The 11,877-nt window shown below is 65.6% G+C and carries 8 protein-coding genes and 1 pseudogene; 5 read left to right on the top strand and 4 right to left on the bottom strand.

The annotated features are described in order from the left end of the window. Positions 1-11: 11 nt before the first annotated feature. Genes QTI66_RS31960 through QTI66_RS31950 form a run of 3 tightly spaced genes read right to left on the bottom strand, consistent with a single transcriptional unit; the run spans position 12 to position 2,504 of the window. A complete protein-coding gene (locus QTI66_RS31960; protein WP_286564388.1) occupies positions 12-803 on the bottom strand; it encodes a class II aldolase/adducin family protein in 792 nt (263 codons plus the stop codon). 25 nt (positions 804-828) lie between these two features. After that, a complete protein-coding gene (locus QTI66_RS31955; RefSeq protein ID WP_286564387.1) occupies positions 829-1,308 on the bottom strand; it encodes a MaoC family dehydratase in 480 nt (159 codons plus the stop codon). Next, a complete protein-coding gene (locus QTI66_RS31950) occupies positions 1,305-2,504 on the bottom strand; it encodes a CaiB/BaiF CoA transferase family protein (protein ID WP_286564386.1) in 1,200 nt (399 codons plus the stop codon). The genes QTI66_RS31955 and QTI66_RS31950 overlap by 4 nt, the downstream gene beginning before the upstream one ends. A 117-nt stretch (positions 2,505-2,621) precedes the next feature. Between QTI66_RS31950 and QTI66_RS31945 the strand changes: the two genes are divergently transcribed. Both QTI66_RS31945 and QTI66_RS31940 read left to right on the top strand, forming a co-directional pair. After that, complete coding sequence (locus QTI66_RS31945) at positions 2,622-3,581, top strand: LysR family transcriptional regulator (protein WP_286564385.1); 960 nt, start codon at positions 2,622-2,624, stop codon at positions 3,579-3,581. 115 nt (positions 3,582-3,696) lie between these two features. Beyond that, positions 3,697-3,927 (top strand): hypothetical protein, encoded by a 231-nt coding sequence (locus tag QTI66_RS31940; protein ID WP_286564384.1) that lies wholly within the window; start codon positions 3,697-3,699, stop codon positions 3,925-3,927. Between the two features lie 1,315 nt (positions 3,928-5,242). On the opposite strand, the pseudogene QTI66_RS31935 reads toward QTI66_RS31940, so the two are convergent. After that, a pseudogene (locus QTI66_RS31935) lies at positions 5,243-5,521 on the bottom strand (HU family DNA-binding protein); the annotation flags it as partial. Between the two features lie 169 nt (positions 5,522-5,690). Here QTI66_RS31935 and QTI66_RS31930 point away from each other — a divergent pair. The 3 genes from QTI66_RS31930 to QTI66_RS31920 all read left to right on the top strand — a co-directional run bounded on the left by QTI66_RS31930 (position 5,691) and on the right by QTI66_RS31920 (position 11,440). Next, positions 5,691-6,305 (top strand): hypothetical protein, encoded by a 615-nt coding sequence (locus QTI66_RS31930; protein ID WP_286564383.1) that lies wholly within the window; start codon positions 5,691-5,693, stop codon positions 6,303-6,305. A gap of 119 nt (positions 6,306-6,424) precedes the next feature. Further along, positions 6,425-10,666 carry a DEAD/DEAH box helicase gene (locus QTI66_RS31925; RefSeq protein WP_286564382.1) on the top strand — a complete coding sequence of 1,414 codons (4,242 nt, stop codon included), beginning with the start codon at positions 6,425-6,427 and terminating at the stop codon, positions 10,664-10,666. 327 nt (positions 10,667-10,993) lie between these two features. Next, positions 10,994-11,440: a hypothetical protein gene (locus QTI66_RS31920; RefSeq protein ID WP_286564381.1), complete on the top strand. Its 447-nt coding sequence runs from the start codon at positions 10,994-10,996 to the stop codon at positions 11,438-11,440. The last annotated feature ends 437 nt before the right edge of the window (positions 11,441-11,877 follow it).

Here is an 11,877-nt window from a genome sequence, read left to right as displayed (position 1 = left end):
CGTTCAGCCGCTCAGGTCTTGTACGAAGGGTCTTCGCGATCGAGTTGGCGCAGCAGCGCAGGCCATTCCATCGGCGAAAAGTTGACCTTGCCTTGCGGGCCGTAGCGCTTCCCCATCTGGGCGGCCAGTTCGGCGCTGGGCATGCTGACTTCGGCGCCGCTGGCCAGCACGTCGACCTGCACCTGGCAGGCGGTTTCCAGCCAATACATCAGGTTCCAGGTGTCCTGCACGCTCGGGCCGCAGGCGACCAGGCCGTGGTTGCGCAGGATCAGCGTGCTGTGCGGGCCGAGGTCGCGCGCGATGCGGTCCCGTTCGCTCATGTCAACCGTCGGCTGCTCATAGTCATGGAAGCCGACGGCACCGTAGAAGCGCATGGCCGATTGCGTGAGCGGCAGCAGGCCGTGTTTCATCGCGGACACCGCCATGCCGGCACGGGTGTGGGTGTGCATGACGCACTTCAGGTCAGGCCGTGCACCATGCACGGCGCTGTGAATCATGAAGCCCGCACGGTTTACCGGGAACTCGCCGAACTCGCCGTCGGGCTTGTCGACGACGTTGCCGTCGAGGTCCAGCGTGTAGAAGCACGAGGCCGTGATCTCCGTGTACAGAAGACCGAACGGATTGATCAGAAAGTGCTTCGCGTCGCCCGGCACCTTGGCCGTGATGTGGTTGTAGATGAGATCGCTCATGCCGTACTTCGCCACCAGGCGGTAGCAGGCAGCAAGGTCGGTGCGGACCTTCCATTCCGCGTCGCTCACGCGATCGCAAACGGAGGCAGGGCGGGTCTGGACAGCAGCGGTCATGGTGAGTGGGCCTTGCATTGAAAGGTCAGTGGGATTCGGGGCGGCCGGCGAGCATGCGGCGCGCCGTGTAGCGCAGCACGGGCTCGCCGCGCTGGTTGAAGACGTCGATGTTCGAGTCGACGATGGCGCGGTTACCCTTGGAGGTGGGCTTGACGCCGGCGACCTCGACCACCGCGTGGATGGTGTCGTTGACGCGCACCGGGCCCAGCACTTTCTGCGTGCATTCGAGCATCGCCATGCCCGTGCCCTGGATCATCGTTTGCAGGATGAAGCCTTCGATGAGCGAGTAGGTGAGGGCGGCCGGCACCGGGCGTCCGCCGATCGCGCTGGCCGCGCCTTCGGCATCGATGAAGATGATCTCCAGCATGCCGGTACACGAGATGAAGTTGACCAGGTCGGTCTCGGTCACGGTGCGGTTGAAGGTCTGGAATTTCTGGCCGACCTCGAGGTCTTGCCAGAAGAAGCCGTGTCCCAGCAATGGGTACTTTGCGGCGGGTGCTGTCATATGGGTGCTCCTTGCAGTGCGGGTTGTTCGGTGCCAAGCGGTGCGATGCCGGCTTCGCCCAGTACCTGGTGCGTGTGCTCGCCCAGGCGGGGCGCCATGCGCACCGGCAGTTGTTGCCGATCGATGCGCACCGGCGCACCGGGGAAGTTCAGTTTGCCCATCTTCGGGTCGTCGATGGTCTTGAAGAAGCCGGTGGCCTTGAGGTGCTCGTCGTCAGGCAAGTCTTCGAGGCGGTTCATGCGCGAGGCCGGCACTTCGAGGCGGGCGAACACTTCGAGCCATTCATCGGTGCTGCGCGTTTCGATGACCTGCGCGGCGAGCGTGTAGAGCGCATCGATGTGCCGAGTGCGCTCGGTGATGTTGGCAAAGCGCGGATCGGCCGCGGCCTCAGGCATTCCGCCTTCGGTGAAGAAGCGCTTCCAGTGCGCGTCGGTGTAGGGCATGGCGCAGAGGTAGCCGTCGGCGGTGCGGTAAGGCCGGCGATGCTTGGCGAACAGGCGCGGATAGCCAGTGTCCGCGAGCGGCGGCGAGAAGTGATGGCCGTAGAAGTGCTCGACCAGGTTGAAGGACACCATCGATTCGAGCATCGGCACTTCGACATAGCCGCCCTTGCCGGTTCGCTCGCGCCGGAACAGCGCGGCCAGGATGGCATGGGTGGCAACGAGGCCGGATGTCTTGTCGGCTGCGATCGTCGGGAAATACTGCGGTGCGCCGGACTGCCGCTCCATCAAGGCCGCGCAGCCCGACAGGCCCTGAATGATGTCGTCGTATGCCGGCATGCCGCCGTAAGGGCCGTCTTCCGCGAAGCCATGCAGGCCGACGTAGACCAGCCGGGGATTGCGCGCCAGCAGCGCGTCGGGGTCCAGGCCGATGGCCGCGAGCTTTTGCGGGCGGATGCTGTGCATCAACACGTCTGCGGTGTCGACCAGCGTGAGCAGCGCGGCGCGTGCATCAGCACGCTTGAGGTCCAGCACCACGCTGCGCTTGCCGCGGTTGACGCCCAGGAAGATGGCGCCCATGCCGGGTTCCGTGCTGGGGCCGGTGCGCCGGGTGGAGTCGCCTTCGGGCGGTTCGATCTTGATGACGTCGGCGCCGTACTCCGCCAGGTTCTGGCTGGCGTAGGGGCCGAGCACGACCGCGCTCAGGTCGAGGACTCGGATGCCTTCCAGGGGCAGGTTCGACGCAGGAGTGGTCATGGTGGCTGGCGGTGTCTCGGGCCGCTCGTCTGTTGGGGTATGCACGAATCGTAGAAGAGGAGCATTAACGCGTCCAATACCGTTCATGTCATTTTCCATACATGCAAAGTAAGCCTCATGGAACTGCGCCAGTTGCACCAGTTCATTGCCGTGGCCGAGACGCTCAACTTCGGCCGTGCCGCCCAGCGCCTGCACATGGCGCAGCCGCCGCTCTCGGTAGCGATCCGCAAGCTGGAGGAGGAGGTGGGCGCACCGCTATTCCAGCGCCAGGCGCGCGGCGTCGCGCTGACGGCCGCGGGCACTGCCGCGCTGGCCCTGGCCCGGCGCTGTGTGAATGACGCGAAGGCCTTGCGAGAAGCCGCACTCGCCGCGGCCGGCGGTGAGCGGGGAACGCTGAAGGTGGGCTTTGTCGGATCCGCCACCTACGCACTGCTGCCGGGCCTGTTGCCTGCGTTTCGCGCCCGCTACCCGCAGGTCGAACTGGTGCTGCGCGAGTCCGCCAACTTGGAACTACTGGCGATGGTCGAGAGCGGCGAACTGGACGTTGGGCTTGTGCGCTATCCGACGGGGTCGGCCAGCACCCTGTTTTTCGAGATAGTCGAGAGTGACGTGTTCTGCGCAGTGCTGCCTTCGACGCACGCGCTGGCCGCAAAGAAGCGCCTGACCTTGCGTGAACTCGCGCGGGAGCCTTTGGTGGACTACGCGTCGACGCACGTCCCGGGCCTGCACGCCATGGTGATGCTGGTGTTCCAGCAAGCCGGGCTGACGCCGCACGTCGCCCAGGAAGCGACCCAGGTACAAACCGTGATCAGCCTGGTGCAAAGCGGCATGGGAGTGGCGCTTGTGCCTTCGGTCAGTGCGCGACTGGCGGCGCGCGATGTGGTGTTTCGCCAGATCCAGCGGCTGCCGGCATCGGCGGGCATTTCATTGGCGATGGCCACGCGCGCCGACACGCACAATCCGGCGGTGCGTCGGTTTCGCGAGTTGGCATTGTCTCAAGCTTCGCCGAAGGCAACCGCGGACGAACGGAGCCTTATGCGACAGCGCGCCACTCAACGCCTTTGGAAAGGTGCGTAGGGTGCCCTCAGTGAGGGTGCACGCGTCGGCGCCGCAACCGCGCTAGCTTGGGCGCTGGGATGGCCATCGCAACGGCGCCCGGCGATCTCGAATCCACATGCGACGAGGAATTGGTATGCAACGCGCCGCGCTTCCAGGCGCCTGGATCGAGGATGCTGTCGCCCGGGACATTCCGCTCGCTGAGATCGAGCGGCTGTTCGCGAGTTCGCAAAGCAGGGCGACACGCGATGTGAATTACGAGCCGTTGCGCCGCGGCGCCGAAGGTCGGCCGAAATCGGATCGCTCGCACCTGGGCTTGGGCCTGTTCATCGCCAGACAAATCGCGAGAGCGCATGGCGGGACTTGACGGACAATTCCACGTCCCAACGCATCTGCTTCACGCTCGCGGTTCCGAAACCTCGCCCCACCAGCGCTTATAGTAAGAATCTTCGCGCCTTGGCTGGTGGCGGCTCGCCACGGCGAACGACCGCATTGCGCATCGGTTTGCGCCGATCTGCGAGGGCGGAAGGTCGGGGGAGGGCAGTGCTGAGTGCGCACGGCGGCGATTGCGCGCGCTGTGGCGCTCGCCAGGCGGGAGAAGTGCATTGTCGTCATGCGGTGCTACTACGGCGTGCCGTCCTTCAGACCGTGCCTCTGCGCACCTGCACCCCGAACCGCCAGCCGTGCCGCACCATTTCAGGAAGTTCCCCTAAGGCCACGCATGTCAGACCCCAGCACACCCATTTCAGACGGGCACTCCCTTGAATACCGCGGCTTCCGCTTTGAGCTCCGTGCAGAGTCCGTGCGCGGCGGCTATCAGCCAGTCGTCATTCTTGTCCGCACTCCTGCGGATGAGGAAGAGACACAACTGCCTAGCGACACCGGAGAGACGGTGTATGGCACCGAGGCGGAGGCGATCCGGCACGCTGAGCAGCAGTCGATGCGATGGGTGCACGATCGAATGGGCACAGGCCAAACGCAGTTCTGAAAGAGACCTGCTAATCCGGGTCGTGCGACTGCACCGCACGCCGAGGCTGGGTCTTGCTTCCGCAAAGGAGTGCGAGCACCATGGGGTCGAAAAACAGCACCGGGCGTCCCTACACGGCGGCGCTCCAAGGCGAAGGGGCGAATATGGCATTCGAAGGCATGCACCACGAACTGCTCGGCCATCTGCAAGCGAAGCGCGCCGACGAACTGATGGTTCGAGCTTGGCAAGAGGCTTGGCGCACCGCCCTGGAGAGACCCGGTGCGCCGCTGCCCTGCCCAGAATGCTTTCTTGCAAGCCGCGTGTCTGGGTTGGAGCCGCGGCGCAGCGTTGGGACCATCGGCGAGGCCCGATGCGCGAACTGCCACACTGTTCTTTGTGTTTTCGGATGGATGAGGTCGCGACTGCGACGAGAATACCGGCGCTGCCACGCTTGCCAAAAGATGGTGGCCCTGGCAGGGTCCACGGGCCGATGTGGCTGCGGGGAAGTTGTGCAGGCGATCGCCTGAGGGTGCGACTGCGCTGTCGATCGGGGTGGTGCCTATCGTCTGCCCGGAACTGACGCCACCCGCCCTGGCGCGTCCTGAGTGCGAGCCACTGCGGGATGGCTGTGACCGGGTCGTCATCTACGGTGACTGGGCGCTTTGAAGGTCATCGCCGAGGATCTTCGCGTGGGCCGATCCAAGGCGCAGAGCGACTACGCCGAAGCGTTGACGGCGTCCTTGAGTGCCTTGCCCGCCGTGAACTTCGGCGACTTGCTCGCCTTGATCGTCATCTGCTCACCCGTCGACGGATTGCGGCCTTTACGCTCAGGGCGGCTCGCCACGGTGAAATTGCCGAAGCCGACCAGCTGCACGGTGTCCCCAGCCGCCAGGGCCTTCGTCAGGTTTTCGAGCACGGCTTCCAGAACGCGGGCCGTGTCGGCCTTGCTGAGATCCACGTCGGCCGCGATTGCGGCAATAAGTTCGGTCTTGTTCCTCGTGAAAGTTGGAGGGGAAGGATAGCTCCTGTGGAATCAGACAATTTTGCGTGTTCAGTCTGCGCACTGATCGGACGCATCGGACGGATCGGCAGGCCACGGTTTGGCACACTCTCCTCCACGACTTGGCGGCGCGGATCGCCAGGCCCATGTCTCAAGAAGCGACATGGGCGATCGCGGACAATTCGCAAATGGAGTTACCGCATTGATCGTCACAGAGGACATCCTTCGTGCCACGGGGTCGCCCGAGTACCAGACCATCCGGACGCACTACGCCGATCGCGTCGCGAAGGGCTCAGGGGTCGCGCTCCTGCAGCGCATTGACGAAGGTCTGATCATCCTGAGCGAGCTCGACGCCACCGAGGCCGCGATGCGCGCGTTCTGCCTGCACCCACTGTTCCAGGCGGACGAAGACCTCATTCATCACGGTCAGGATTTCATGAACAGTGTCGACGCCGACCCGTTCGTGATCCTGCTGGTCATGGAATTCCGCAGCAGGGCCAATGCCTGGCCAGCCGACAGAGTGCAACACTCTCATGACGGGCTTCGCATGATGTCCGATGGCTGTCCTTCCGCCGGCCCCCTCGAAGCCGTCAAGCACATGCTCATCGCCGACAAGGTGCAGCACCGCAAGGACTTCATTCGTCATCACCGGGGCAAGCACTCCTGCAGCGACGCACTGGACCTGTACTTCGACCGATGGCTTGCAGCCCTGGACGTTGGCCGGGACGAGTATGAAGAACTCTGCGCGGCCATCGACATCGCCAAAAGCCGAAGGTGATGGCCCGTCGACTGTTATCGCGGGAAGGCGCATGCCGGTCACCGGAGCCATCGTGGCGACCTCCGTCGGGAAGGGTCAGCGCGCCCAACCAGATGGTGGAGTCCTGCAGGGAGTAGCATTTGCTCGATTCCTTGCGCACCCCCGCGATGCTTGCCAATGCCACCGCCCCTGCCGAACTGCGTCTGCACAGTGCCAGCGCCGCCCAGCGCGCCGTCATGCTGGCGCTGGCGCTGGGCGCCACGCATCGACCCCGCACTTGGATCTTCACGATGCTGGGCCAACTGGACGAGCGTGAAGGTGCAAAGCGCCTGACCAGTGAGCGCGTGCGTGAGGTGATCCATCAGTTGGGCGACGCGGGATGGATCGAGGAGAGCCCCCAGCGCCAGGGCTTCTGGCGCCTGGCGCCGGACATCGACAACGCCGTCCTGCTCGACCTGCTCGCGCGGCCCAACTTCGACGCACTTGTTCTGGCCCTCGCGCGGCACGAAAAAGTTGACGGCCGGAAGGGCCTGTATCAACGCTTCGAATCCGTGAGCGCGGCCGCCGCGCTGCTGCGCCTCGAATTCTTTGCCGGCAAGCCGCTGGAAGAGGTGGAAGAACGCTGGCGTGGCGCCTGTGCGTGGACCGGCTGGGATCAAGCAGTGGGCATGGCGTTGTCCGGCGCGGCGAATGCGGCGCTGGTCAGGCGCCTGCACCCATCGGTGCAAGTTCATGTAGTGAGCCATGGACTGCGTCATGTCCTGCTCGCGTGGGAGCCTCCAACGCTACCGCTTGAGGACCTGGCCACCGAACTGCTCTCCGTGCTCCCCGTGCCGAACGACCTGCGGCTGCGCATGCTGCTGGCGGAGTATCGGCTCTGCTGTGGTCGCGTGGACGTGACGCAGAACGAACCAGATGCCGGGATGGACACACTGCTGCAGCCGCTGCGCGAGGCCACGGGCGAGGATGCCGTCTATCGCAGCTCGTTGGCCCAGGCGGCGGATGCGGCTGTACTGTCGACCCAGGCCCGCTGGGCGCAAGCCGAGCAGCGCTACGACACGGCGCTGAAGGCGCTGAGGAAGTGCACCGGCCAGCGCAAGGGCGTCCTGTCCGATCTGTTGATGCTGCCCTACCTGCAATGCCTGCTTGCCCAACAGACGCCATCGAGCCTGGACAAGGCATTGAAGCTGAGCCTGGCCGAGGCGGGGCAGCGCAGGCCCACCGCGGAATCGCCTTGGGGCGCGGCCGCGCTGGCGGTGCAGATGCGCCGCGGCGACTCGCCTCGCGACCTTGCGCAATTCGCGCCATTGCGCTGGGGCGGCGGCGCGTCGCAACTTGACTTCTGGCGGTGGCTGATGCGCGCGTGGCTCAAGGAGGACAACACGGTGCAGCCACTGTCCAGGCCTGAACTCGAAGCCGCTGACGCACTGATGGCACGTCTTCAGCGCGCCGGCTTGCACTGGCTGCACGCGCAGGTCGAGGACGCATTGAACGTGCTGGCCGCGCGCCCGGTGAGGCCCGCGTTCTTTGTGCCTGCCGCCCAGGAGAGCTGGCGTGCCGCGCTGGCCGCCCTGGCGGCAATCGGTGGCCCCACCCAGCCGTCAACGAACAGCGATCCGTCGGCGCCGGCCAGGCGTATCTGCTGGGTGATGGCACTCGGTGATGACGGTGCCATTCTCGATGTCACCCCGTACGAGCAAAAGCGTGGCGCGCGCGGCTGGGGCCGTCCGCAACCGGCGTCGCTGTGGGCGTTGTCGCAGGCGAGCAATTTGCCGCCGCACGATGCACAAGTTGTGCGGTGCATCCAGCGCTCTGCGCACGGGTCGGCGCGTGACATGCGCATCGACGCGGCCGCGGCCGTGATGGCGCTGATCGGCCATCCGGCGGTGGAGTTCTCGGATCAGCCCGACGTTGCGATCACGCTGGAGGCCGCGCCCCCACAGCTCGAGGTGGCCGAGGTCGGCGAGAGCCTGCGTCTGACGGTGTATCCGCCGCTGCGCGGTCCACCCCCCACGCAGTGGTCTTTCAACGCCGGCGAAACGAGAGCCGCCGAGGCCCTGGCATCGACCACCGTGATCCGCGGGGGCGCGCAGCGTGCGCGGGTCGTACGCTTCACGCCGGCCCAGCGCCGCGCGGCACTGCTGCTGAGCGATGGTCTCAATGTCCCGAAGGAGGCCTCGCACCTGCTGCAACCTGTACTGCAAGGGCTGGGCGCGCACTTCCAGGTGCATGTGGACAGCCTGCCGGGCGGGCGCGACGTGCCCGCGCAAAGCACGCTACGCGCCGAGCTCACTCCTCTGGGCGAAGGGCTGCGCCTGCGCCTGGTGGTCGCTCCATTGGGCGCCGAGGGGCCTCGCACCGTTCCCGGCCACGGCCGCGCCCGCATGATCGCTGCGGTGGGCGGCCAGACCCTGGCCGCACAACGCGATCTCGCTGCAGAGAAGCGCCACCTCGCGTCCGTGCGCGAAGCCTGCCCGCTGCTCGGCGGCACTGAAACCGCACCGGCCGAGTTCGAGATCCTCGATGCTGAGGATGCGCTGGACGTCCTCGAGACATTGCACCAATTGGAAGCAGTGCAGGCATTGGACTGGCCGGCGGGTCGACCGGTCACGGTCTCGTCGGTCGGGTTGGCGCAATTGCGCGTGCACGTGCACAGCAATCGCGACTGGTTTGCGCTGACCGGCGGCGTGCAGGTCGACGAGGCGCAGGTACTCAGCCTGGAGCAGTTGCTGCAATGGAGCCGCGGCAGCCGCGGACGCTTTGTGCCGCTGGGTGACGGACGTTATCTGGCGCTGACGCAGGAACTGCGCGCGCGCATCGCCGATCTCGCTGCGGTGGTCGAACTGCAACGCGATCAGGCCAGCGTGCCCGCGATCGCGGCCTTGTGGCTGGACGCAACCCTGGACGGCGCGGACCGACTGGCGGACGACGCCCTTCGGCAGCGCATCGGGCGCCTGGCCGAGGCACAAGAGCTGGCGCCCGTTTTGCCGTCCGCGCTGCAGGCCGAACTGCGTCCTTATCAACTCGACGGCTATCAGTGGGCGATGAGGCTGGCCGCGGCTGGGTGGGGAGCGTGCCTTGCCGACGACATGGGGCTGGGCAAGACCCTGCAGGCGCTGGCCGTGTTGCTGGCGCGTGCAGGCAACGGCGCCGCGCTGGTGGTCGCGCCGACCTCGCTGATGGGCAACTGGCTGAACGAGGCGCGCCGCTACGCGCCGACGCTCAACCTGTGCGCGTATGGCGACGGGGCGAATCGCGACACCCTTCTGGCCGACGCCGCTGCCCACGACGTGGTGCTCGTGTCCTACGGCTTGCTTCTGCTCAACGTCGACGCCTTTGCCGCGTGCCAATGGCATACGCTGGTGCTCGACGAAGCGCAGGCGCTGAAGAACTCGGCCGCCAAGCGCACGCAGGCGGTGCACGCACTCAAGACGGACTTCAGGCTCGCGCTGTCCGGTACCCCGATCGAGAACCGGCTGACAGAGCTGTGGTCCATCATGCGCATCTGCAATCCGGGGCTTCTGAGCAGCAGCGCACGCTTCAACGAGCGCTTTGCAGGACCGATCGAGCGCGACGGTGACCGCGATGCACAGCGCACGCTCAAGCGTTTGGTCGCCCCCTTCATCCTGCGCCGCACCAGGTCCCAGGTGCTTGACGACCTGCCCCCGCGCACCGAACTCACTCTCAACATCCACCCCGACGAGACCGAGCGGGCGCACTACGAAGCGCTGCGGCGTCAGGCGCTTGCGGTCGCCGAGCAGAGTTTGAGCGCAGGCGGCGGCCAGGCGCAGATCAACGTCCTGGCCCAATTGACCCGGTTGCGTCGTGCGGCCTGCGACCCGCGCCTGGTCACCCCCGAGCTGGGGCTGGCCGGCGCCAAGGTGCAGGCCTTTGGCGAACTTGCGTCGGAGTTGGCCGCCAATGGTCACAAGGCGCTCGTGTTCAGCCAGTTCGTGGATTTCCTGATGCTGTTGCGCGAACCGCTGGATGCGGCTGGTATCGGCTACCAGTACCTCGACGGTGCGACGCCGACGGCCGAACGCACGCGCCGCGTCGCCGCCTTCCAGGCAGGCGAAGGGTCACTGTTTTTGATCAGCCTCAAGGCCGGTGGCTTCGGTCTGAATCTCACTGTGGCCGACTACGTTGTGATCGCCGATCCGTGGTGGAACCCGGCCGCTGAAGACCAGGCCAGTGGCCGCGCGCATCGCATCGGCCAGCTGCGCCCGGTGACGGTCTACCGGCTCGTGAGCGCGGGAACGCTCGAGGAGCGCATCGTGGAACTCCATCAGCACAAGCGCGCACTCGCCGACGGTGTGCTTGAAGGCACCGAGTCGGCCGGCGCCCTCGATGCCACCGCGCTGATGGAACTCATGCGTGGATGAGGGTCGCCGGTTCAAGTGCGTCAATCCAAACTGTGATCAACGGACCAACGGACCTTCTGCGAGCAGCTCGATCCGTTGGTTGAACCTCAGAATCGATCGATGACAATTGACCTTCAGGCGCTAGCGATCGCGCACGGCGAGTGGTTGGAAGATCACCGGCATGCTTTCACGCTTGAGCAGGGCGCGCTCGCGCGGCTGGTGCGATCCCAGGCATTTCAGCCCTGTCCAGGCTGCAGACTTACACCATCCCCTCGGACGTGACCCGACCTTGTGTGCGCGAATAGACTTCGTCCGCGCCGTACTCGCAGCGGTGCTGGGGAGAACCTCATGGGCCTTTCATCGAAGTTGTTCCTGATTGCCGCGCAGGACGCACTGGAGGCGCTCGCCGCCGCAGCGTTCATGCGAATGCTCCGGCAGGAAAGCATCTCTCGACTACCCGACTTCGCGGGCCGGCGCGTCCGCTTGGCCAGCCTCATCGTCGAACTGGCGAATCGGACGCCGTTGCGCGTCGTGTACCGCAATTTCTCGGTACTCGACATCAACGCCCAAGGGTTGCTCGATGTCGACCGGTTGAACACGCAGCAGGTCGCTCGCATACCCGACCTCTTGGTACCTGATTCACAATCGTCGGCGACAAGAGCCCCGGTAATTGACGCCGCCAACCGCTTTATTGCGCGGGGCGGCTCCTGGCAGCCTGATGAACTTCTCTTGCGTCGCATCGATGCCGCAGCTTTGGGGCATCTCCCGTGTCGGCGGGTCCGGGTGCTTCGTTGAATTGCATCAACTGTCTTGGGCCACATGGATTGAATGCGGGCCGGCCCGGACATGTCCGACCCCGACTTTTTGCTCGAGCCATCGGTCCATCGCGGAGCAACCGGCGGCGCCCCTGCGGCGACAGGACCGATCCGAACTCCATCAGCACAAGCGCGCACTCGCCAACGGTGTGCTTAAAGGCACCGAGTCGGCCGGCGCCCTCGATGCCACCGCGCAGATGGAACTCACGCGTGGATGAGGGTGAGGGTCGCCGGTCCTATCGCAAAAAGCTTGCGCGGGCATCTTGCGGGAAGAGGCAGACCGTCAACGAAAGCGCTGATTGAGTCGTTACTTCGTTACTTCAACCACCCAGTGAGGGAGCGTCCGTCACGAAGATTGCGAAACTTGGTATCGATTTGGCAAAGAACGTGCTGCAGTTCAATCTCGGCCGGCTGCAT

The sequence above is a fragment of the Variovorax brevis genome (assembly GCF_030317105.1).
Lineage (GTDB): Bacteria > Pseudomonadota > Gammaproteobacteria > Burkholderiales > Burkholderiaceae_C > Variovorax > Variovorax brevis.
The sequence above is the reverse complement of the archived record's forward strand: the minus strand, read 5'-3'. Positions and strand labels throughout refer to the sequence as shown.